Raw genomic sequence first — 21,911 nt, forward strand, 5'->3', positions numbered from 1 at the left:
TCAGGCCCGCTTCTTCAGCAGCCAGTACAACCCGATGGCGCCGAAGGTGGCGGTGCCGATGCCGCCAAGCGTGAAGCCGCCGAACTTCAAGGTGAAGTCGCCGGTGCCGAGCACCAAAGTCACCGCTGCGACGATGAGGTTGGTGTTGTTCGAGAAGTCCACCCGGTTGTCGACCCAGATCTTCGCGCCGGCGATCGCGATCAGCCCGAAGACGACGATCGAGACGCCGCCCATCACCGGCAACGGGATCGCCTGGATGAGCGCACCGAACTTCGGGCTGAAGCCCAGCAGCACCGCGAGCAGCGCGGCCACGATGAACATCGCGGTCGAGTAGATCTTGGTGGCTGCCATCACGCCGATGTTCTCGGCATAGGTCGTCACCCCGGTGCCGCCGGCACTGCCGGAGACCATCGTGGCGATGCCGTCACCCAGGAAGGCCCGGCCGATGTAGGGGTCGAGCGAACGGCCGGTCATGGCCCCCACCGCCTTCACGTGGCCCAGGTTCTCGGCCACCAGGATGATCGCCACCGGCGCGATCAGCATCACCGCCTGGCCGCTGAACACCGGCGCCGCGAAGTGCGGCAGGCCCAGCCAGGCCGCGGCAGCGATGCCGCTGGTGTCGATGGGCTTGCCCCAGCCCAGGCCGTTGGCCAGCACCGCGTACACCACGGTCGCCAGCAGCAGGCCCACCAGAATCAACAGGCGCTGTACCAAGCCGCTGGTGCGCACCGCCACCAGGCCGACACAGAGGAAGGTCACCGCCTGCATCCACTTGTCGAAGTCGGTCGGTGCCATGTTCTTGATGGGGATGCCGGCGAGGTTCAAGCCGATCACCGCCACCACCGCGCCGGTGACGACCGGCGGCATCAGCGACTCGATCCAGCGCGTGCCGACCGACATCACCGTCAGCCCGATCAACGCGTACACCGCGCCGCAGACGATGATGCCGCCGAGCGCCACACCGATGCTCGCGTTCGGCCCACCGCCCGCGTAGCCGGTGGCCGCGACCACGACGCCGATGAAGGCGAAGCTGGACCCAAGGTAGCTGGGCACCTGACCGCCGACGACGATGAAGAAGATCAACGTGCCCAGGCCCGACATCAGGATGGCCACGTTCGGGTCGAAACCCATCAGGATCGGCGCCAGCACCGTGGCGCCGAACATCGCGATCACGTGCTGCACGCCCAACACCACCGTCTGCGGCCAGGGCAATCGTTCATCGGGCGCCACGACGACCCCCGGTCGGGCCGGGACTTCGCGCCAGGTGGGCAGCAGGCTCATGACTCACTCTCCTTGTGCTGAAACTGTGGGCCGGGCATGCAGACTCCATGCCGGCGCCGCGCGCAGTGTAGGCAAGCCCTGGCGGCCCACGTCGCGCCGGTCAACCGCAAGCGTGCCCGAGCCAGCCGTATTCGACATCCGGCTCGTTCTCCGGCGCCGGGCTGATGCCCAGGCGCTGCACGCTGAAACCGTGGCGCTCGTAGAAGGCGCGGGCGGCGTGGTTGCGCTGGAAGGTGAACAGGCGCAGCTCGGCGGGCGAGCGCTCGCGCGCTTCGGCCAGCAGCGCGCTGCCGACACCGTGGCGGCGGTACTCGGCGAACACGGCCATCTGCGTGATCCACGGCACCTGCAGCGCCATCATGCCGGCCAGCCGGCCGTCCACCAGCGCCACCAGCACCTGGCACGACGGCAGCACCTCGGCCAGGAAGAAGCCGCGGGCGCCGTCGAGCGTGTGACGCTGTTGCGTGTCGTTGTACCAGTAACTGTCGACATTGGTGCCATGCCAGCGACGCACGACCTCGTCGACTTCGGCCGCATCAGCAACCGCGATCGGACGCACCTGGACCGTGGCCATCAGACTGTCTGCGGCTGCCAGCCCTTGGGCACCGCGCCGATCAGGCGGCGGGTGTACTCCTGCTGCGGCGCGCGCAGGATCGTGGTCGCGTCCGCCTGCTCGACGACCTCGCCATCCTTCATGACCAGCACCTCGTCGCTGATGAAGCGCACCACCGCGAGGTCGTGGCTGATGAAGATGTAGGCGAGGCCGAGTTCGTCCTGCAGATCCTTCAGCAGGTTGAGCACCTGGGCCTGCACCGACACGTCGAGCGCGCTGACCGCTTCGTCGAGCACCAGCACCTCGGGGTTGAGGGTGAGGCAGCGGGCGATCGCCACCCGCTGGCGTTGCCCGCCGGAGAACTCATGCGGGTACTTGGCGAAGGCGCGGTCATCGAGGCCCACCTTGGCCAGCAGTTCGCGTGCGCGCTGCTCGCGCTCGGTCACGTTCGCACCGATGCCATGGATGGTCATCGGCTCCACCAGCGTCTGGCCAATGGTGAAGCGCGGATTCAGCGAGGCATACGGGTTCTGGAACACGATCTGGATGCGCCGGCGCATGACCTGACGCTCGGCATCGCGCAGCGTCAGCAGGTTGTGGCCATCGAAGCGCACCTCGCCGTCGGTGGGCTCGTGCAGGCGCAAGAGCGTGAGCCCCATCGTCGTCTTGCCCGAGCCGGATTCGCCGACCACCCCCAAGGTGTGACCGCGCCGCAGGCGGAAGTTCACGTCGCGCACCGCCTTGAACTCGCGCCGGCCGAACAGGCCCTCGCGCAGCCAGAAGCTTTTGGCCAGCGACTTGACTTCGAGCACCACCGGGGCGTCCGGGTTCTTCGGCTTGGCGCTGCCCTGCGGCGCGCGGCCCGCGATGTGGTCGTCGATCACCATCAACCGCGCCGGGTTCTCTTCGGCCAGCGCGGGCCGGCAGGCCAGCAAGGCCTTGGTGTAGGCATCCTTCGGATCGCTGAAGATCTGCGCCACCGGCCCCTGCTCGCGGATCGTGCCGTGGCGCATGACCACCACCTGGTCGGCGATTTCGCCGACCAGCCCGAGGTCGTGGCTGATGAACAGCACCGACAGCCCGTGGCTGGCCTTCAGCCGGGCGAGCAGCTCGATGATCTGGCGCTGGATGGTCACATCGAGCGCCGTCGTCGGCTCGTCGGCGATCAACAGCTTGGGTTCGCAGGCCAGGGCCATCGCGATCATGACGCGCTGCTGCTGGCCACCCGACAGCTCGTGCGGATAGGCCTTGAGCCGCCGTGCCGGCTCCGGGATGCCCACCTCGCCGAGCAGTTGTTCGGCTCGCGCCAGAGCCGCCTTCGGCTTGAGGCCGAGGTGGGTGACCAGCGGTTCGATCAGCTGTTGCCCCACGGTGAACACGGGGTTCAACGAGGACATCGGGTCCTGGAAGACACAGGCGATCTCGCGGCCGCGCAAAGCCCGCAAGGTGGCCCGGTCGGCCTGCAGCAGGTCCATCGAACCCGCTGGGCTGCCGCTGGGCGCCAGCCCCGCCGTTTCCTTGCGCCCGCGCCACATCACCCGGCCCGAGCGCTCGGCGTTGTCGGGCAACAGGTTGACGATGGACATCGCCGTCACGCTCTTACCCGAGCCCGATTCGCCGACGAGGGCCACCGTCTGGTTCTCGGCCACGTCGAAGCTCACCGTGGTGGTGCCACGGCCCACCGCTTCGGCCCGCTGCACGACGCCGTCGCGCAGCCCCATGCGGAAGGCCACCTTCAGGTCCTGGATGGACAGCAACGGCGCGGTCATGCGGCACCCCGGCTCATGGATAGGTTGGGGCACGTAGACATCATTCGATCCCCCGCAGCTTCGGGTCCAGCGCGTCGCGCCAGGCATCGGCGGCGAGCGAGAAGGCGATCAGGAACGTGGCCATGAAGGTGGTCGCCGCGGCCAGCTGCCACCAGTAGCCCAGGATCAGCTCGCCCTGGGCCTCGGCCAGCATCGTGCCCCAGCTCACCTGGTCGATCGGCACGCCGAGCCCCAGGTAGGAAAGGATCACCTCGCTCTTGATGAAGCCGACGACCAGCAGGCTCATGCGCACCAGGATCACGTGGCTCACGTTGGGCAGGATGTGGCGGAACATGCGCGAGGCCGTCGACGCACCGATGGCCTCGGCCGCACGCACGTACTCGCGGCTGCGGTGCTTCATGAACTCGGCGCGCACCTGGCGATACAGGCCCGTCCACCCCACCAGCGCCAGGATGACCACCACCGTGCCGATGCCACGCCCGAACACCGCGGCGAACGCAAAGATCAGCAGGATGTCCGGGATGGCCGTGAACACGTTGTAGAGCCACTCGAGGAAGTCGCCCACCTTGCCGCCGAAGAAGCCGGCCATCGCGCCCAGCACGGTGCCGATGAGCGTGGCCAGCACGGCGGCCAGCACCCCCACGAAGACGGAGATCTCGGTGCCCTTGATCGCCTTGGCCAGCACATCCCGGCCCAGCCGGTCGCCGCCGAGCGGCAGGGTCTCGGCCTTCACCGTGTCGGAGGTCTGGTACTTCTTCGCCAGCTCGGCCCACTCGGCGTACTTCGGGGCCAGGGGGTCGATGTCGCTGATGTCGACGTTCGGGCCCTTGGGCTGTTCGATGGCGCCCGTGGCCTCCGGTGGCGCCGGCCCAAGCCAGGTCGGCGGCGCATTGGGCACGCCGATCTCCTGCTGCCACTGCCGGGCCACCAGGCCCAGCGCGGCGGCGGCGATCAACAGCAGGAAGGCCAGCACGACCACCATGCTCACGACCCCGACCCGGTCACCCTTGAAACGCCGCCAGGCGGCATGCCAGACACCTTCCGAGCGCTCGAGGGCCGAGCCCGGTGCCGATGCGGTAGACACGACTGCACTCATCACTTCAGCACCACGCGCGGGTCCACGACCTTGTAGAGCAGGTCGGTGCCCAGGTTGATCAACATCGTCAGCATCGCCAAGTACACGGTGACGGCCTGGATCACCGGGTAGTCGCTGCGGTTGACCGCCAGCAACACCTCCCGACCCAAGCCGGGGATGGAGAAGAACACTTCGATGAGAAATGAGCCCACGAAGATGCCCGGCAGCGCCAGGCCGACGTTCGTCAGGATCGGGACCATCGCGTTGCGCAGCACATGCTTGAACAAGACCGGCCCTTCGCCCAGACCCTTGGCACGCGCGGTGCGCACGTAGTCCTGGCCCAGCTCATCGAGGAAGAAGCTTCGGTACAGCCGCACCTGGGGCGACAGGCCCACCGCCACCGCCAGCATCACCGGCAGCGGCACGTAGGTGGTGAGGTTGGTCCAGGTCGAGTCGCTCCACCCCTGCACCGGGAACCAGCCCAACTGGAAGCCGAACACGTACTGACCGACGATGACATAGACCAGGAAAGAGATCGACAACGCCACGGTGGTGACGACCATCAGCGTGCGGTCGGTGAGCGAGCCGCGCACATAGGCCACGCCCAGGGCGATGGGGATCGCGATCAGCGTGTCGAGAATCAGGATGGGCGTCATCACCGTCAGCGTGGCCGGCAAGCGCGTGGCAAAGAGGTTGGAGACCGCCTCCTGCGTCGCCCAGCTCTTGCCCCAGTCGAAGGTGGCGATCTGCTTCAGGAAGATGCCCAGTTGCACCCACCAGGGCTTGTTCAGGCCCAGCTGTTCGCGGATGGCATCGATCTGCTGCGGCGTGGCGTTCAGGCCCCCCAGGATTTCGGCGGGGTCGCCGCCGAAGAACTTGAACAGCACAAACACCAGCAGCACGACGCCGAGCAAGGTCGGCACCATTTGCCACAGGCGCCGGATCACATAGGCCGCCATGTCGGGTGCTCCCCGCTCAAGGGGAGTCGCTCGTGAAGATGCGCGAGTGTAGGGGCGTGCCAACCGGATTTTTCTCGGCGTTTGCCCCGCAACGTGAACAGTCTTGATCGCATCTCCCGATGGGAACCTTCAGCGCCATGCACTATCGTTGTCTGATGCCGCACAAACCATCAGCCCATGTTCGCCGGCCGACCCCGCAGCGCCCGATGCGGGTGCGCTGGTGGCTGCTGTGGTGCGCGATGTGGTGCCTCTGCGGTGCACCAGCCCTGGCCCAGCCAGCGCCGAAAGTGCTGCGCTATGCGATGGTGAGCGATGCGACCACGCTCGACCCGGTGTCGTTCTCCGACATCTACAGCGTCGAGGTGGCGGGCAGCATCTTCGAGCCGCTCTATCGCTTCGACTACCTCGCCCGCCCGGTGACGGTGAAGCCGCAGCTGGCCGCGGCGCTGCCCGAGCACAGCGCCGACTGGCGCGAGTACACGGTGCACTTGAAGCCCGGCGTGTTCTTCGCCGACGACCCGGCCTTCGGTGGTCAGCGCCGCGAGGTGGTGGCCGCCGACGTGGTCTACGCGATCAAACGCATCTTCGATCCGCGCTGGAAGAGCCCGCAGTTGCCGAACTTCGCCGCCATGGGCCTGACCGGTCTCAACGCGGTGCGCCAGCGCGCCCTCGACCAGAAGACGCCATTCGACTACGACGCGCCGGTCGAAGGCCTGACGGCGATCGACCGCCACACGCTGCGCTTCCGGCTCGACAAACCCGACCCGCGCTTCATCTTCAGCCTGACGGGCACGGTGGCGGCCGCGCCGGTGGCGCGCGAGGTGGTCGAGCACTACGGCGACAGCGTCGGCGACCACCCGGTGGGCAGCGGCCCCTTCGTGCTCGCCTCGTGGCGCAAGGGCTCGCAGATCGTGCTGGCGCGCAACCCCGGCTACCGCGAGGTGCACTACGACGAAGAGGCCTCGCCTGACGATGCCGAGGCCCAGGCGATCGCGCAGGCGCTGCACGGGCGGCGCCTGCCGATGGTCGATCGGGTGGAGATCGCGGTGATCGACGAAGAACAGCCGCGTTGGTTGTCGTTCCTGCAGCAGGGTCTGGACCTGGTGCTCTTGCCGGGCACCTTCGCCCCTGTCGCCATGCCGGGTGGCCGGCTGGCGCCCAACCTGCAGCGCCAGGGCATCGTGGCCCAGAAGCTCGCCCGGCCCGACGTCGTCTACACCGTCTTCAACATGGACGACCCGGTGGTGGGCGGCTACGGCCCGGCCCAGGTGGCGCTGCGCCGCGCGATCGGGCTGGGCTACGACAACGACGAAGAGGTGCGCAACGTGCGGCGACAGCTCGGTGTGCCCGCACAAAGCCTGGTGCCGCCGTCGACCTATGGCTACGACCCGGCACTGAAGTCGGAGATGAGCACCTACGACCCGGCGCGCGCCAACGCGCTGCTCGACCTGTACGGCTACCTCGACCGCGATGGCGACGGCTGGCGCGACCGGCCCGATGGCTCACCGCTGGTGCTGCAGTACCACACCGACAAGACGCTTCGCCCGTTCAACGAGCTGTGGAAGCGCCGCATGGACGGCCTGCACCTGCGCATCGACTTCGTACCCGGCCAGTGGACCGAACAGGCCAAGGCAGCCCGGGCCGGCAAGCTGATGATCTGGTTCCTCTCCTGGAACGCCAGCGCGCCCGATGCAGACGAGTTCCTGCGCCTGGCCTATGGCCCGGCCATCGGCGGCGACAACCTGTCGCGCTTCAATCTGCCGGCTTTCAACGCGCTGTACGACCGCCAGGCCGAAATGGGCGATGGCCCCGAGCGGCTGGCCACCATCGCCCAGGCCAATCGGCTGCTGCTGGCCTACCTGCCGATCAAGGCCCATGTGCACCGCCTGCAGGTCAGCCTGCACTGGCCACGCTTACAGGGCTATCAGCCCCATCCCTACCTGCGGCCCTTCCACGCCTATGTCGACGTGGTGCCCAACCCCGTGAACCCATGACTGTTGCTGTTGTCCTGCGTGGCGCCTGGGTGGCGCTGGGCATGGCCTTGGTGGCCAGCGCCCAGGGTGCCGACGCGCCACCTGCCGCCCCTGCGCAAAAGGTGATGCGCTACGCCTTCCCCGTCGCCGAGACAGGGTTCGATCCGGCGCAGATCACCGATGTGTACTCGCGCATCGTCGCGGCCAACATCTTCGAAGCGCCGCTGACCTACGACTTCCTCGCGCGGCCGGTCGCGCTGAAGCCGGGCACGACGGTGGGCCTGCCGGAGATCTCGCCGGACTTCCGCCGATTCACCTTCCGCATCAAGCCAGGCATCCATTTCGCCGACGATCCGGCCTTCAAGGGCCAGAAGCGCGAGCTGGTGGCCGCCGACTACGTCTACGCGATCAAGCGGCATTACGACCCGCGTTGGAAGAGCGGCAACCTCTACATCTTCGAGAACGCGAAAATCCTGGGCCTGTCGGAATTGCGCGCACGCGCGCTGAAGAACCAGACCCCCTTCGACTACGACACCGAGGTCGAAGGCCTGAAGACGATCGACCGATACACCTTCGTGGTCACCGTGGCCGAGCCGATGCCGCGCCTGGCCTACCAGTTCGCCGACTCGGCGGTGGCGGGGGCGGTGGCCCGCGAAGTGATCGAGGCCGACCCCGATCACGCGATGCAGCGCCCGGTGGGCACCGGCCCGTATCGCCTGGCCGAGTGGCGGCGCTCGTCGCTGATCGTGCTGGAACGCAACCCGAACTACCGCGAGGTCTTCTACGACGCGACACCGCCCGCGGGGGACGCCACCTCCCAGGCCATCGCGCAGCGGCTCAAGGGCCAGCGGCTGCCGCTGATCGACCGCGTCGAGGTGGCCATCGTCGAGGAATCGCAGCCGCGGCTGCTCGCCTTCCTGAACGCCGAGCACGACTGGATCGAACGACTGCCCCCTGAACTGACCGGCAAGGTGATGGCCAATGGCCGGCTGCTGCCGAATCTGGAGAAGCGGGGCCTGCACCTCGAACGCATGGTCGGCGTCGACGTCTCCTACAGCTACTTCGGCATGGAGAACCCGGTCGTCGGCGGCTACACGCCCGAGAAGGTGGCACTTCGCCGCGCCATGTCGCTGGCCTACGACGTGCAGGGCGAGATCACCCTGGTGCGGCAAGGGCAGGGCGTGCCGGCCCAGGCCATCGTGCCGCCGCAGATGCCTGGTTACGCGGCGGGCTTCAAGAGCGAGATGAGCGAGCACGACGTGGGCAAGGCCCGTGCGTTGCTCGATCTGTACGGCTACACCGACCGTGATGGCGACGGGTGGCGCGAGCTGCCCGACGGCAGCCCGCTGGTGATCGAGTACGCCGCGCAGCCCGACCAGCAGTCGCGCCTGCTGCAGGAGCAATGGCAACGCGCGATGAACGCGCTGAAGATCCGCATCGAGTTCAAGCTGGCCAAGTGGCCGGAGCAACTGAAGTCGTCCCGGGCCGGCAAGCTGATGATGTGGGGCGTGAACTGGAGCGCCACCGTGCCCGATGCGAGCGACATGCTGGGGCTGATGTACGGGCCGAACAAGGGGCAGTCGAACCATGCGCGCTTCGACCTGCCGGCCTACAACACGCTGTACGAACGCCAGTCGGTGCTGCCAGACGGCCCGGAGCGTGAATCACTGATCCACGAGGCGAAGAAGCTCGGCATCGCCTACATGCCCTACAAGATCTCCGCCCACCGCATCGTCAACGACGTGATGCAACCCTGGGTCTTCGGCTACCGCCGACACCCCTACCTGCGCGGGTACTGGCAGTACCTCGACATCGATCCCGCGCTGCGCTCACGCAGCCTGCAACCATGAAACGACTGCTTCGCTCCCTGCTCGCCGCCGCCCCGGCACTGTCACTGTCGCTGGCCCTGGCGCTCGCCGTGTCGCCCGCCCGTGCGGACGAGCCCTCCGACTCTCCCAAGACCTTGCGCTACGCCTTCCGTGTCGCCGAGACGAGCTTCGACCCGAGCCAGATCAACGACATCTACTCGCGCATCGTCACCGCCCACATCTTCGAAGCGCTCTACACCTACGACCACCTGGCCCGCCCGGCGAAGTTCAAGCCGCTGACGGCCGAGGCCATGCCGCAGCACAGCGACGACTGGCGCACCTGGACCATGCGGGTGCGACCCGGCATCTACTTCGCCGACGACCCGGCCTTCAAAGGCAAGCGGCGCGAGCTGGTGGCCGAGGACTATGTTTACGCGATCAAGCGTTTCGCCGACCCCGCGCTCAAGAGCCCCGTTTGGGGCTATGTGGACAGCTTCAAACTGCTGGGGCTGGCCGAGCAGCGCCAACGCAGCCTCGACCAGAAAAAGCCGTTCGACTACGAGGCACCGGTCGAGGGCCTGCGTGCGCTGGACCGCTACACGCTGCAGATCAAGCTCGCCGAGGCCCGCCCGCGCTTCATCGAGTTCCTCGCCGCCAGCGACCTGCTGGGGGGCTTCGCCCGCGAAGTGGCCGAAGCCTACGGCGACAAGATCAGCGAGCATCCAGTCGGCACGGGGCCGTTCAAGCTGGCGACCTGGCGTCGGGCCAGTTTCATCGCACTGGAGCGCAACCCCGACTACCGTGAGCGCTACTACGATGCCGAGCCCGCCGCCGACGATGCCGAGGGACAGGCCCTGCTGGCGCGCTTCAAAGGCCGTCGCATCCCGATGATCGATCGGGTCGAGATCTCGATCATCGAAGAGAACCAGCCGCGTTGGCTGGCCTTCCTGAACGGCCAGCACAACTTCATCGAACAGGTGCCACCTGAGTATTCGGGCCTGGCCATGCCCAACGGCCACCTGGCACCGAACCTGGCCAAACAAGGCGTGCGCGGCTGGCGCCAGGTGCGCGCCGACCAGGCCATGACCTTCTTCAACCTTGAAGACCCGGTGGTGGGCGGCTACACGCCCGAGAAGGTGGCGCTGCGCCGCGCGATCGGGCTCGGCATGGACGTGGCACGCGAGGTGCGGCTGGTGCACAAGGGGCAGGGTGTGCTTGCGCAGGCGCCCATCTCGCCGAACACCAAGTCCTACGACCCCGCCTTCAAAAGCTCGATGGGCGACTACGACCCGGCCCGCGCCAACGCGCTGCTCGACCTGTACGGCTACGTCGACCGCGATGGCGACGGCTGGCGTGACCTGCCCGACGGTTCGCCGCTGGAGCTGCAGTGGTCGATCGAGTCCGACCAGCGGGGCCGGCAGATGTCCGAGCAATACCAGCGCGACATGAAGGCGCTGAAGATCAAGGTGAACTTCAAGCCCGGCAAGTGGCCAGAGCTGCTGAAGGCGGCCCGCTCGGGCAGCTTCCAGATCTGGCATGTGGGCAATGTCTCGGCCTCGCCGGACAGCCAGGGCGCGCTGCAGCGCTACGACGGCAGCCAGATCGGCGGCCAGAACATGGCGCGCTTCAAGCGCCCGGAGTTCGACGCGCTGTACCGTCGGCTGTCCGAGCTGCCGGACGGGCCCGAACGCGAAGCCACCTTCGTCGAGGCCAAACGGCAGGCCGCCGCGTGGATGCCGTACCGCATCCGATACCACAGCATGGTCACCGACCTCGCCCAACGTGAGGTCCTGGGCTATCGTCGCCCCTTGTTCTGGCTCGACTGGTGGCAATACGCGGACGTTGAAGGCGCCCGACCGCAATGAACGCACCCGGCCCCCGCGGCGACAGCGCCCTGGCGCCCCCTGCGGCCCGGCGGGCGTGGCTGGAGCGGCTGAGCCCGCGCAGTGGCCGCTGGGTCACGCCCGAAGAGTTGAACGTCGCGCCCGGCCTCTTGGGCCTGCCGCTGGCGCGCCCCACCCAGCGCCTGCTGGCGATGGGGGTGGATCTGGCGGTGATCGGGCTGGTGTCCACCTTCTCCAACCTCTGGCTGCTGGCCGCCTGTGCGCTGGGCATCTTCGAGCATCGCCAGGCACAAACGCATCCGCCGGGCCTGCTGCGCCGGGCGATCACCGTCACGCTCTTCGGGGCCCTGCTGCTGGCCGGTGTCTACGAGGCCGTCCAGGCGCCGCCCGCGCCCAGCGAGGATGACGAAGAGACTCTCGTTGAAGAGGGCGACGGGGACGCCGCCGGGGCCAGCGAAGAGCTCATCGCCCAGCGGCGCGCCGTGGCCGACGCCTTGGATGCAGCCGCGCGCTCGGCATCATCACCGGTGCTGCAGATCGCGGCCGCGGCGGCCTCGTCGGCGGTGCCCGCCTCGGCCCCCAGCGCCGCCGCGAGCGACCCGGTGGCCCAGCTGCAGGCGCGTGTGCGCCATCTCGAGCGTCGGCTGGCTCGCGAGCAAGAGGCCGCAGAGCGGGCGGCCCAGGCGCAGAACTGGCGTGAACGCCTGCGCCGGCTGGGCTTGGATTTCGGCATCGGCTACGGCTGGTCGCTGGTCTACTTCACGATGCTGCCGGCGTGGTGGCGCGGGCAGACGCTGGGCAAGCGCCTGTTCGGGCTGCGGGTGCTCGAGATCACCGGCAAGCCGATGACCCCACTGCTCAACTTCAAGCGCTTCGGTGGCTACCTGGCCGGCATGGCCACCGGCGGCCTGGGCCTGGTGCAACTGCTGTGGGACCCGAACCGCCAGGGGCTGCAGGACAAGGCGGCGCACACGGTGGTGGTCAACGAGCGGGCGCCGCGCATGCCCGCCGCCTCGCCTTCCGCACCGGCCCCCAACACGGCACTCACCACGCCACCCGCCACGGCCCTCGCCGATGCTGCAGCTGGCGTGTCCACCTCAAGCCCTGGCAGCCTGATGCCGCCGACCTGACACCGCCGACCCACGAGGCCGAGATGACGACGTTGACCCTGCCCACCCCGCGCATCACCGTCTTCCAGCGCTGGCTCGCGCAGCGGCAGGGCCTGCATTTCTCGCGCTATGAAGATCTCTGGCAATGGTCGGTGAACGACCTGAATGCCTTCTGGCGCGCCATCTGGGAATTCTTCGACATCGAGTCGCCGACGCCCTTCGAGGCCGTGCTGGCCGATGCGCGCCTGCCTGGCGCCCGTTGGTTCCCGGGTGCGCAGCTGAACTATGCGCGGCAGGTGCTGCGGCACGGCCAGTCCGCCCACGCGGCAGGCCACCCGGCCATCGTCTGGGCCGACGAGCCAGCCTTGAACGCCGGCACGCTGCAGACGCTGAGCTGGCCAGACCTCGCCGCCCAGGTGGGACACCTCGCCGCGGCCTTTCGCCGCCTCGGCGTGGCCCGCGGCGACCGGGTGGCGGCCGTGCTGCCGAACCGGCCCGAAACCGTGGTGGCCTTTCTCGCCGCAGCCAGCATCGGCGCCGTGTGGTCGGTGTGCTCGCCGGACATGGGGCCGGTCGCGGTGCTCGACCGCTTCCGCCAGATCGAGCCGACCCTGCTGCTGGCGGCCGACGGCTACCGCTTCGGCGGTGTGGCCCATGACCGGCGCACACTCGTCGGCCAGTTGCTGCACGGCCTGCCCACGCTGCGCCACGTGGTCGACGTGAACGTGCTGGGGCTGGCCCCCGACACCGCGCCGACGACGGTGGCGCGGCATGCGTTCGATGCCTTGACGCGGCCGGCCGGCGAGAGCACGTCAACCGCCATGATCGATCCGGAGTGGCTGCCCTTCGATCATCCGCTGTGGATCGTCTACTCCAGCGGCACCACCGGCCTGCCCAAGCCCATCGTGCACGGGCACGGCGGCATCGTGCTCGAAGCGCTGAAGGGCGGAACGCTGCACAACAACCTGGGTGCCAGCATCGACACGGGCGACCGGTTCTTCTGGTACAGCTCCACGGGCTGGATCATGTGGAACTGCCAGATCGGCGGCCTGCTGGGTGGCACCACCATCTGCCTGTACGACGGCTCGCCCGCGGCATCCCGCAGCGGCCCGGCGGACTGGTCACCGCTCTGGCGCTTTGCATCGCTGGCGCGCTGCACATTCTTCGGCGCGGGTGCGGCCTTCTATGCGAGCTGCCTGAAGGCCGACGTGCGGCCCCAGGCCCTTGGCGAACTGAGCGACCTGGGCGCTTTGAGGGCGGTCGGCTCCACCGGCTCGCCGCTCTCGGACGACTGCTATCGGTGGATCTGGGAACACCTGCCCCGGGTGAACGACCGCGACATCTGGATCGCCTGCATCTCGGGCGGCACCGACTTCGCCGGCGCCTTCGTGGCCGGTCTGCCAACGCTGCCGCTGGTCGCCGGAGAGATGCAGTGCCGTTGTCTGGGCGCCAAGGTCGAGGCGTGGAGCGAGCCCGAAGAATCGTCAGCCCCCAGGGCCGAGCCAGGAAGCAGCCCGTCGCCCCATGGGGGCCTCGGCCGACCCCTGATGAACGAGGTGGGCGAGCTGGTCTGCACCGCGCCCATGCCGTCGATGCCGCTGTACCTGTGGGGAGACACCACCGGCGAGCGCCTGCGGCAGAGCTACTTCGATGTGTACCCCGGCGTCTGGCGCCATGGCGATTGGATACGGCTCGTGCCGCATGAAGACGCGGTCGGCGCCGTCATCTACGGCCGCAGCGATGCCACCATCAACCGCCACGGTGTGCGCATGGGCACGGCCGAGCTGTACCGCGCCGTCGAGGCGGTGCCCGAGGTGTTGGACAGCCTGGTCGTCGACCTGGAGTACCTCGGCCGCGAGAGCTACATGCCCCTGTTCGTCGTGCTGCGCGAGGGCGCCGTGCTCGACGACGCGCTGAAGAAGCAGCTGGTCGATGCCATCCGCCAGGCCCTGTCACCGCGGCATGTGCCCAGCGAGATCATCGCGGTGCCCGCGGTGCCGCGCACGCTGTCGGGCAAGAAGATGGAGCTGCCGATCAAGAGGCTGTTGATGGGCGCCGACCCGGCGCGGGTGATGAACCGCGACGCGATGGCCAATGCCTCATCGGTGGACTGGTTCATCGACTTCGCCGCCAGGCGCCAGGCCGTCTCCGGCCGCCAGCACTGAATCCAGCCCGGCGCAGGCGCGGCACCGCATGGCCCCAGCGCGGCTCCGGTCTAAGGCGCAGAGCGCGCACCCGAATCACCGGCTCGTCAGAATCGGCCGCTTTCGCCATCGCCCCTTCTTGACACGCCATGACCATGACGCTCAGCGACTTCCCCATCTCCCGCCAATGGCCTGCCCAGCACCCCGAACGGCTGCAGCTGTATTCGCTGCCCACGCCCAACGGCGTGAAGGTCTCGATCATGCTGGAGGAGATCGGCTTGCCCTATGAGGCCCACCGGATCGACTTCGAGAAGCAAGACCAGCTCTCGCCCGCCTTCCTGTCGCTCAACCCGAACAACAAGATCCCGGCCATCGTCGACCCCGCGGGCCCGGGCGGCCAGCCGCTGGCGCTGTTCGAATCGGGCGCGATCCTCTGGTATCTGGCGGAGAAGACGGGCCATTTGATCCCCGCTGATCCGGCGGCACGCTACGAAACGCTGCAGTGGCTGATGTTCCAGATGAGCGGCATCGGGCCAATGTTCGGCCAGGTGGGTTTCTTCCACAAATTCGCCGGCAAGGACTTCGAAGACAAGCGCCCGCGGGATCGCTACGTGGCCGAATCGCGCCGCCTGCTCGGCGTGCTGAACCAGCGGCTCGAAGGCCGGGCCTGGGTCATGGGCAGCGACTACACGATCGCCGACATCGCCATCTTCCCCTGGGTGCGCAACCTGCTCGGCTTCTATGCCGCCGGCGATCTCGTCGGCATCGGCGACTTCGCGCACGTCCAGCGCGCGCTGCAGGCGTTTGTCGAACGGCCCGCGGTGTCGCGCGGCCTCCTGGTGCCTGCCGCGCAGCCCTGATCCACCAAGAAAAAGCGGCGCCTAAGCGCCGCTGCAGACACATCCGGACGGCCGGCGTGATCAGGTGATCAACACATTCAGGATCGCGTTGGCGATGCCCATCAGCGCAGCGCCCGAGATGAGGCCGGCGCAGATCGGCTCGCAGCCTTCGACCCAGACCTCGTGGTCGCGGGTGCCGGGCGTCTTGTGCTTCAAACCCATCAGCCAGAAGACGAGCGCGCCGACGAACATGGCGAAGGTCGATTCGGGCGGCAGCACGACGCCCAGGCCGATCGACACCGACGACAGCGGGAAGCGGCCCTTGGTGGCCACGCGGGCCAGCTCGATGCCGATGGCGATCACCACCGCGAAGGCCATCGTGATCAAGGCCGATGTGGGCAGGCCGCCGAAGCCCTTGGCGATGATCTCGGCCACGCCCTTCCACTGCAGGGCACCCGGCATCGCGAACTGCTCGCTGATGATGGTGCTGGTCGAGCGCACGCCGTTGGCATCGGGCGGCAGGAACAGCAGGAAGTACAGCGGCACGCAGGCGCACACGCCGGCGATCAGGCCGATCACGTGGCCGATAGCCTGGTGGCGCGGCTTGCCGCCGAGCATGTAGCCCGGCTTGATGTCCGACAGCAGGTTGGCGGCGTTCGAGGCGATCTCGGCCGTCATGCCGGCGGGCAGCAGGTTGCTGGCCGGGTTGGTCTTGTCGATCGCGCCCATCGTGAATTGCGTGATCTTCGACAGCGCGCCGGTCGGCGTCCACGAGGTCAGCGCCATCGAGTTGGTGCAGATGACGGTGAGCACGAAGATCAGTGGCAGCGACACCAGCGCCAGCCCCATCGGCACACCGAAGAACACGTGCGTCACCCAGGCGCCGAGCACGCTCAGCACGGGCACGCCCACCCAGCTCAGCCACAGCGGAAGCTCGATGTCCTTCAGCGGATCGGGGCCCGTGTCAGCCGGGCGACCCTTGCCCTTGATCGACTTGAAGGCCGAGGTGAAGAGCTCGGGCTTGGCGAGCAGGCCGACCAGCGCACCGGCCACCATCATCGCCACGCCCCACCAGAGTGACCACTGGTTGACGATCTCGGCGCGAGAGATCGGCACCGTGGTGCCGTTGGCCAGCACACGCGGCACGATGTCACCGCGCTCGATCATGATCGGCGCGAGAACGGCGAAATTGACGAAGGCGCCCAGCAGGCAGCTGGTGGCCACGGCGATGCCCATCAGCCCGCCAACGCCGAGCATGGCGGCGTCGAGCGTGAGGCGCAGGCCCAGCACCCGGATGTCGGTGCCGAGGATCTTCAGCGCCGCGCCCTGGGCCTGGTAGTAGTAGGTGTCCAGCCGCTCGTGGATCATCCACGGCTCTTTCATGCCGGCCCATTGGTCCATGCGCAGGATCTTGAACTGGATCAGCTTCATCCAGCCATCGCTGACCGTCGCCTGCCAGAGGGCGGTGACACCGGCCACCATGCCCAGCAGCTTGGCCTTGAACATGCCGGCGCCGGCCGAGCCGTGGTACAGCGCATCGAGCACCACGCCACTGGCGCGGCCCTCAGGGAAGGGCAGTTGATCTTCGTTGATGAAGCGACGCTTCATCGGGAAGGCGATCAGCACGCCGATGCACGAGATCAGCACCATCCAGATCATCATCTGCCACCAGGGGATGACGATGCCGGTGATCAGCATGTACGCACCCAGGCTCGATGCGAGCGCCGTGACGGTGTAGCCGGCGGACGTGGCGATGGACTGGGAGCAGTTGTTCTCCAGGATCGTCATGTCCTGGATCAGGCCGGCGCCGTGCAGGATGCGAAAGATGGCGAAGGCCAGGATGACGGACGTCAAGCCCACGCCGATGGTGATGCCGGTCTTCGCGGCGATGTACAGCGCGGTGGCCGCCAGCACGCCGCCCAGCAGGAAGCCGGTGAGGCCGGAGCGCAGCGTCAGCTGCGGCATGTCGCCGCGGTAGACGTTCTTCAGCCACCACTCGTCCTTCTGGCGGCGGGTCCAGGTGCGTATCTGTTCTTCGGTCAGTTGTTGCAGTGCCATGGTGTCGGTCTTGCGTGAGGGGACGGGGGTCGCCGCGTGGCGCGACGGGCCGCCCCGATGAGCTGGTCATGCCTTGTGGGTCGACCAGGCCGAAGGCCTGTGGGGGGCCACAAATCCGGCGCGGATTGTGTCAGCCCCCAGGCCCCGCTGGCCCGGGGAGATTCCAGAGGCTGGCCGTCCCCGATGGACCGCCGTGGGCCGCGACGAAACGGGTGTGGAATGGGCGACATGAACGCCCCCACCCGAGACCCGGCCCGCCTGTTTCTGGCCCTGTGGCCGGCCGAGGCGCAACGTCAGTCGCTGCACGATTGGCAGCAAGCGGTGCGCTGGACACCGGCTGCACGGTTGACGCCTGCTGAGCACCTGCACCTCACGCTGCACTTCATCGGCCCGGTGCCACGCATTCGGCTTGACGAGTTGGCCAGCGGGCTGGCGCTGGCCTGGGACCCGATCGATCTCGTGCTCGACCGCTTCAGCGTGTGGCCGCGCGGCATCGCGGTGCTGGAACCCGGCGGCCGCACCCCGCCCGCGCTGCAGGCCTTGCATGATGCGCTGGCGCAACGGCTATTCGGGCTGGACCTACCCGTGGAGACGAGGCCGTTCCGCCCGCACGTGACACTGGCACGAAGAGCCGACGGTGCCAAGCTCGTGTCCGATGCCGGCCCGCAAGCGTTGCGCTGGCGCGCCAATGCCGGCCACGTATTGGTCGAATCGGCCGGGGGGTATCGGGTGCTGCAGCACTTCGCTGCCTAGAATCGACGAGGTCAGGACCGCGACGACGCGGAAATCACACCACAGGGAGCGCGGGATGACCTTTCGAGCTTGGGCGAGCGGAGCAGCGCTGCTCGTGTTGGCATGGGCAGCCCCGTTGGTTCGCGCGGCCGAGAACCACCCCGAGTGCCCCACCGGCGCCGTGCTCGCGCTGACCGGCAAGATCCAGCACATCAACGACAAGGCCACCGCGAGCTACCGCTTCAGCGAGGCCGACCTGTTGAAGCTGCCCACCAAGACGCTGAAGACCGGATCCGAATGGACCCCGGTGGCGGAGTGGAGCGGCCCCACCATCGAGGCCGTGTTGAAGGTGGTGGGCGTCGACAAATCCGCCACCCGGCTGCGCGCCGTGGCTCATGATGGCTTCGCCGCGATGATCCCGTTGAGCGACTTGAGCACCTACGGCCCGGTCGTCGCCCACACCAAGGACGGCCAGCGCATCAACGACCCGAAACACGGCCCGCTGTTCATCGCCTACCCGCGCGACCAGCACCCCGAGCTGCAAACCGCGGCCGCGGGTGTCAAGTTCGTCTGGGCGCTGTGCACGATCGAGGTGCAGTGATCGCAGTCGGGCGAGTGCGCCTGGCCTGAGCGGGGCGGCCCCGCCGGGTGCCCGCGCCGGGCGGGGGCACATCACGACCCGAGACCGGTTTCGCCGCCGCAACAGGCCTGCACGCATTCGCGCAGCCAGCGGTGCGCGGCATCGCCATCGAAGCGCGGGTGCCACAGCTGTGAGACGGTGAATCCGGACAAGGGCAAGGGCAGCTCGAAGGTGTGCAGGCCATGGCGCAGGTGGCCGGTGTGGCGCTCGGGCACGCTGGCAATCAGATCGGTGCCGCGGGCCAGCGCGAGGGCCATGGAAAAGCCTGTCACGGTGGCGGCGACGCGTCGCTGAAGGCCCAACGCCTCGAGTGCTTCCTCGATCGGGCCGCGCTCCATGCTGCGCCGAGACACCAGTACGTGCGCACCCGCCGCGTAGCGCGCGGCCGTGACTCGGCCACGGCTGAGCGGATGGCCTTGACGAACCACGCCGACGAAGCGGTCGTGGAACAAGGGCCTCGCGCGGATTTCGGGGCCTGTGTCGCGGCCGATGACACCCGTCTCCAGATCCACATCACCATCTCGCAGCGGTGCGCTGTCTTTGTCCAGCTTGGGCACAAAACGAAGGCGCACGCCCGGGGCCTCTTGCTGAAGGCGGGTGACCAACGCGGCGCCGAAGTTCTCGATGAAGCCTTCGCTGGTTCGCAAGGTGAAGCTGCGATGAAGCTGCGACAGCTTGAGCGCGGCGGCCGGTCGCAGAGCGGCCCGCGCTTCGTCGACCAGGCGGCCCAGCTGCGGTCGCAACTCCAGCGCCCGGGGCGAGGGGACAAGCCGTCGGCCGGCGCGCACGAGCAAAGGGTCGCCGGTGGTGTCGCGCAACCGCGCGAGCGCCCGGCTCATCGCCGAGGGCGACAGCCGAAGCCGGCGCGCGGCCCCGGCGACGCTGCCTTCGGCGAGCAGGGCATCCAGCGTGATCAACAGATTCAGATCGGGATCGGACATCGAGAGTCTCGGGCGGGTACGGCCTGGCATTCCATACATGGCGTCAGGCGCACGCATGAAGTGCAATTCGTGCGTCTTCCGCATTCTGCGCCTCATCCCTATCGTCATGGCATTCGGCGGCACGGGCCGTCGTCGCCAGGAGAACAGGATGAATCGAAATCCGACAACCAGCGCTTTGGTCATCACGGCCCACAGCGGCACCGCCCCGGTCCACGGCGTGCTCTGGAGCCTGGCTTTGTGCATGTTGTTGCCTTCGTTGAGCCTGAGCATCGCCAACGTGGCCCTGCCCACGCTGGCCGAAGCGTGGGGCGCGTCATTCGGGGGCGTGCAGTGGGTGGTGCTGGCGTACCTGTTGGCCATCACCACGCTGGTGGTGGGTTGGGGCCGATTGGGTGATCGGCTCGGGCGCCGCCAGGTTCTGGCGACCGGGCTGGCCGTGTTCATCCTGGGCTCTGCCGCCAGCGCGCTCGCGCCCAGCCTGACCTGGCTGGTGGCCGCGCGGGCCATCCAGGGGTTGGGGGCCGCCGCACTGATGGCGCTGACGGTGGCGATGGTCGGCGACGCGGTGCCCCGAGCGCGCGCAGGCCAGGCGATGGGGCTGCTGGGCACGATGTCGGCGGTGGGCACGGCGCTGGGCCCGTCCTTGGGAGGCATGCTGCTGGAGACCTTTGGCTGGCGCGCCGTCTTCTGGGTGATCGTGCCCCTGGGTGCGGTGGCGCTGGTGCTGGTCTGGCGGCGGCTCCCCGTCACCCGGCCATCGGCCAGCGCCGCCGGGGCACCGTTCGATGCGGCCGGCATGCTGTGGCTGGCCTTGGCGCTAGGCTGCTATGCCGCCTCGATGAGCGGGGGATGGAGCCCGGCGACGCCGATGACCCTCGCCTTGTGGCTGGCGGCGGCGGTAGCGGGCTTCGTCTTCGTCCGTGTCGAAGCGCGCGCGCCGGCACCGCTGGTCCCGCTGTCGATGCTTCGGGACCAGGCCACGGCGTTGACGAACCACGCCATCGTGTCGATGGTGATGATGGCCACATTGGTCGTCGGGCCGTTTCACCTCGGGCGGGCACTGGGTCTGCCGATGACGTGGGTGGGCCTGGCGATGTCGGTCGGGCCCGTCGTGTCGGCGTTCGCCGGGGTGCCCGCGGGTCGCCTGGTCGACCGCTGGGGCAGCCCTATCGCCGTGGTGGTGGGCTTGGCGGGGATGGCCATGGCCAGTGTGGCGCTGGCCGTCGCGCCGCTGGCGTGGGGCGTGGTGGGCTATGGGTTGCCGCTGGCGATGCTGACAGCCAGCTATGCGCTGTTCCAGGCGGCGAACCAGACCGGCGTGATGGCCAGCCTCTGCGCCGAGCAACGTGGCGTCGGGTCGGGCCTGCTCACGCTGGCGCGACATCTGGGCTTCATCACCGGCACGGCAGCGATGGGCAGCTGGTTCGCCCTGTCGGTCGGCAGCCCGGCACTGAACCTCGCAGCACCATCCGCTGTAGCCACCGGCACCCGGCACACCTTCCTGGCCGCCGCCGTGCTGCTGTTCTTCGCCACGTTGTGGGCGGCGAGGGGTCTGCGCGTGCATCCCAAGGCCTCGAGCCACAGGGCGGCGATGTGAGTTTCAACTCTTGAGCGAGCGCGCCCCAAAGACAAATGGCAACAGGCGGGCGATGTTTCGGGCATCGTCAATGCCACGGTGGAGGGTGTCCGAGAAGCTCAGTCCCGCTTGTCGCACGGCATCCGCCAAGCCCGGCTTATTCGACAAACCCTGAGCCTCGGCGAAGCGGCGCTTCGCGTTCAGATGGGGGGCGCTGATCGGGTACGGCAGCCGATGGAACTCGCAGTCTTGGCGAAGTTGCTTCAGGTCGTAGTCGCCCCATGAGCAGAAGACAAAGTCCTGGTACGCGTACAGCCATTTCTTGAAGCTCTGCATGGCCTCGGCGAACAACGGAGCGGCGTCTACCTCCGCTTGGCCAATCGATGTGAGCTGTGTACAGAACGGAGTCAATCGGGGATGGCGAACCGGTCGCACGAAGGTCTGAAATTCAGAGACCGGCTGGAAGCCGATCGTTTCGACCATGACGGCGCCGACTTCAATGATCTCCATCCGCTCGCGCGGCACGGTACCCCGATCGCAGCAGGTGGCTTCGAAATCGATGACGAGACAGTGGGAGGGCAACATGGAACAGGACACGGTGACAAGTGGC

17 protein-coding genes are annotated in these 21,911 nt (G+C 68.2%); 9 read left to right on the top strand and 8 right to left on the bottom strand.

What is annotated here, in order from left to right; translation table 11 throughout:
- From AACH06_RS08725 to AACH06_RS08745, 5 genes are all read right to left on the bottom strand, one after another.
- Complete coding sequence (locus AACH06_RS08725) at window positions 1-1,281, bottom strand: solute carrier family 23 protein (RefSeq protein WP_341425266.1); 1,281 nt, start codon at window positions 1,279-1,281, stop codon at window positions 1-3.
- Window positions 1,282-1,381: 100 nt separating this feature from the next.
- Window positions 1,382-1,855 (bottom strand): GNAT family N-acetyltransferase, encoded by a 474-nt coding sequence (locus tag AACH06_RS08730; protein ID WP_341425267.1) that lies wholly within the window; start codon window positions 1,853-1,855, stop codon window positions 1,382-1,384.
- On the bottom strand, window positions 1,855-3,603 hold the full coding sequence (locus tag AACH06_RS08735) for an ABC transporter ATP-binding protein (RefSeq protein ID WP_341425268.1): 1,749 nt from the start codon (window positions 3,601-3,603) through the stop codon (window positions 1,855-1,857). The genes AACH06_RS08730 and AACH06_RS08735 overlap by 1 nt, the downstream gene beginning before the upstream one ends.
- Window positions 3,604-3,643: 40 nt before the next feature.
- Window positions 3,644-4,699, bottom strand: a complete 1,056-nt coding sequence (locus AACH06_RS08740; protein WP_341425269.1) for an ABC transporter permease — start codon at window positions 4,697-4,699, stop codon at window positions 3,644-3,646.
- Window positions 4,699-5,637, bottom strand: coding sequence for an ABC transporter permease (locus tag AACH06_RS08745; RefSeq protein ID WP_341425270.1), 939 nt, complete (start codon window positions 5,635-5,637; stop codon window positions 4,699-4,701). The genes AACH06_RS08740 and AACH06_RS08745 overlap by 1 nt, the downstream gene beginning before the upstream one ends.
- A gap of 119 nt (window positions 5,638-5,756) precedes the next feature.
- Here AACH06_RS08745 and AACH06_RS08750 point away from each other — a divergent pair, with 119 nt between their 5' ends.
- From AACH06_RS08750 to AACH06_RS08775, 6 genes are all read left to right on the top strand, one after another.
- Window positions 5,757-7,631 (top strand): ABC transporter substrate-binding protein, encoded by a 1,875-nt coding sequence (locus AACH06_RS08750; RefSeq protein ID WP_341425271.1) that lies wholly within the window; start codon window positions 5,757-5,759, stop codon window positions 7,629-7,631.
- The gene (locus AACH06_RS08755; RefSeq protein ID WP_341425272.1) at window positions 7,628-9,460 is read left to right on the top strand and encodes an ABC transporter substrate-binding protein; all 1,833 of its coding nucleotides are present in this window, start codon (window positions 7,628-7,630) and stop codon (window positions 9,458-9,460) included. The genes AACH06_RS08750 and AACH06_RS08755 overlap by 4 nt, the downstream gene beginning before the upstream one ends.
- The gene (locus tag AACH06_RS08760) at window positions 9,457-11,283 is read left to right on the top strand and encodes an ABC transporter substrate-binding protein (RefSeq protein WP_341425273.1); all 1,827 of its coding nucleotides are present in this window, start codon (window positions 9,457-9,459) and stop codon (window positions 11,281-11,283) included. Before AACH06_RS08755 ends, AACH06_RS08760 begins: the two co-directional genes overlap by 4 nt.
- Entirely contained in the window at window positions 11,280-12,392 is a 1,113-nt protein-coding gene (locus AACH06_RS08765; protein ID WP_341425274.1) for an RDD family protein, read from the top strand. The genes AACH06_RS08760 and AACH06_RS08765 overlap by 4 nt, the downstream gene beginning before the upstream one ends.
- A gap of 23 nt (window positions 12,393-12,415) precedes the next feature.
- Window positions 12,416-14,536 carry an acetoacetate--CoA ligase gene (locus AACH06_RS08770; RefSeq protein ID WP_341425275.1) on the top strand — a complete coding sequence of 707 codons (2,121 nt, stop codon included), beginning with the start codon at window positions 12,416-12,418 and terminating at the stop codon, window positions 14,534-14,536.
- A 128-nt stretch (window positions 14,537-14,664) separates the two neighbouring features.
- Window positions 14,665-15,375, top strand: coding sequence for a glutathione S-transferase N-terminal domain-containing protein (locus AACH06_RS08775; protein ID WP_423221997.1), 711 nt, complete (start codon window positions 14,665-14,667; stop codon window positions 15,373-15,375).
- Between the two features lie 60 nt (window positions 15,376-15,435).
- Here AACH06_RS08775 and AACH06_RS08780 read toward each other — a convergent pair whose 3' ends face one another.
- Entirely contained in the window at window positions 15,436-17,412 is a 1,977-nt protein-coding gene (locus AACH06_RS08780) for an OPT family oligopeptide transporter (RefSeq protein WP_341425276.1), read from the bottom strand.
- Window positions 17,413-17,640: 228 nt separating this feature from the next.
- On the opposite strand from AACH06_RS08780, the gene thpR reads away from it, so the two are divergent.
- Entirely contained in the window at window positions 17,641-18,165 is a 525-nt protein-coding gene (thpR, locus tag AACH06_RS08785) for an RNA 2',3'-cyclic phosphodiesterase (RefSeq protein WP_341425277.1), read from the top strand.
- 55 nt (window positions 18,166-18,220) lie between these two features.
- Window positions 18,221-18,745: a putative pterin-binding protein gene (locus tag AACH06_RS08790; protein ID WP_341425278.1), complete on the top strand. Its 525-nt coding sequence runs from the start codon at window positions 18,221-18,223 to the stop codon at window positions 18,743-18,745.
- Between the two features lie 71 nt (window positions 18,746-18,816).
- Here the strand turns inward: AACH06_RS08790 and AACH06_RS08795 are convergent, their stop codons facing one another.
- Window positions 18,817-19,725, bottom strand: coding sequence for a LysR family transcriptional regulator (locus AACH06_RS08795; RefSeq protein WP_341425279.1), 909 nt, complete (start codon window positions 19,723-19,725; stop codon window positions 18,817-18,819).
- A 55-nt stretch (window positions 19,726-19,780) separates the two neighbouring features.
- Between AACH06_RS08795 and AACH06_RS08800 the strand changes: the two genes are divergently transcribed.
- Window positions 19,781-21,322, top strand: a complete 1,542-nt coding sequence (locus AACH06_RS08800) for an MFS transporter (protein ID WP_341425280.1) — start codon at window positions 19,781-19,783, stop codon at window positions 21,320-21,322.
- Window positions 21,323-21,325: 3 nt separating this feature from the next.
- On the opposite strand, the gene AACH06_RS08805 is transcribed toward AACH06_RS08800, so the two are convergent.
- Window positions 21,326-21,886, bottom strand: a complete 561-nt coding sequence (locus tag AACH06_RS08805) for a 3'-5' exonuclease (protein WP_341425281.1) — start codon at window positions 21,884-21,886, stop codon at window positions 21,326-21,328.
- Between the last annotated feature and the right edge of the window lie 25 nt (window positions 21,887-21,911).

The sequence above is a fragment of the Ideonella lacteola genome (assembly GCF_038066555.1).
Lineage (GTDB): Bacteria > Pseudomonadota > Gammaproteobacteria > Burkholderiales > Burkholderiaceae_C > Ideonella > Ideonella lacteola.

What these genes read in the sequence shown, in the direction of transcription:
- AACH06_RS08725 (WP_341425266.1), bottom strand. Translation starts at nt 1,281, where the DNA reads ATGAGCCTGCTGCCCACCTGGCGCGAAGTCCCGGCCCGACCGGGGGTC.
- AACH06_RS08730 (WP_341425267.1), bottom strand. Translation starts at nt 1,855, where the DNA reads ATGGCCACGGTCCAGGTGCGTCCGATCGCGGTTGCTGATGCGGCCGAA.
- AACH06_RS08735 (WP_341425268.1), bottom strand. Translation starts at nt 3,603, where the DNA reads ATGACCGCGCCGTTGCTGTCCATCCAGGACCTGAAGGTGGCCTTCCGC.
- AACH06_RS08740 (WP_341425269.1), bottom strand. Translation starts at nt 4,699, where the DNA reads ATGAGTGCAGTCGTGTCTACCGCATCGGCACCGGGCTCGGCCCTCGAG.
- AACH06_RS08745 (WP_341425270.1), bottom strand. Translation starts at nt 5,637, where the DNA reads ATGGCGGCCTATGTGATCCGGCGCCTGTGGCAAATGGTGCCGACCTTG.
- AACH06_RS08750 (WP_341425271.1), top strand. Translation starts at nt 5,757, where the DNA reads ATGGGAACCTTCAGCGCCATGCACTATCGTTGTCTGATGCCGCACAAA.
- AACH06_RS08755 (WP_341425272.1), top strand. Translation starts at nt 7,628, where the DNA reads ATGACTGTTGCTGTTGTCCTGCGTGGCGCCTGGGTGGCGCTGGGCATG.
- AACH06_RS08760 (WP_341425273.1), top strand. Translation starts at nt 9,457, where the DNA reads ATGAAACGACTGCTTCGCTCCCTGCTCGCCGCCGCCCCGGCACTGTCA.
- AACH06_RS08765 (WP_341425274.1), top strand. Translation starts at nt 11,280, where the DNA reads ATGAACGCACCCGGCCCCCGCGGCGACAGCGCCCTGGCGCCCCCTGCG.
- AACH06_RS08770 (WP_341425275.1), top strand. Translation starts at nt 12,416, where the DNA reads ATGACGACGTTGACCCTGCCCACCCCGCGCATCACCGTCTTCCAGCGC.
- AACH06_RS08775 (WP_423221997.1), top strand. Translation starts at nt 14,665, where the DNA reads ATGACCATGACGCTCAGCGACTTCCCCATCTCCCGCCAATGGCCTGCC.
- AACH06_RS08780 (WP_341425276.1), bottom strand. Translation starts at nt 17,412, where the DNA reads ATGGCACTGCAACAACTGACCGAAGAACAGATACGCACCTGGACCCGC.
- thpR (WP_341425277.1), top strand. Translation starts at nt 17,641, where the DNA reads ATGAACGCCCCCACCCGAGACCCGGCCCGCCTGTTTCTGGCCCTGTGG.
- AACH06_RS08790 (WP_341425278.1), top strand. Translation starts at nt 18,221, where the DNA reads ATGACCTTTCGAGCTTGGGCGAGCGGAGCAGCGCTGCTCGTGTTGGCA.
- AACH06_RS08795 (WP_341425279.1), bottom strand. Translation starts at nt 19,725, where the DNA reads ATGTCCGATCCCGATCTGAATCTGTTGATCACGCTGGATGCCCTGCTC.
- AACH06_RS08800 (WP_341425280.1), top strand. Translation starts at nt 19,781, where the DNA reads ATGAAGTGCAATTCGTGCGTCTTCCGCATTCTGCGCCTCATCCCTATC.
- AACH06_RS08805 (WP_341425281.1), bottom strand. Translation starts at nt 21,886, where the DNA reads ATGTTGCCCTCCCACTGTCTCGTCATCGATTTCGAAGCCACCTGCTGC.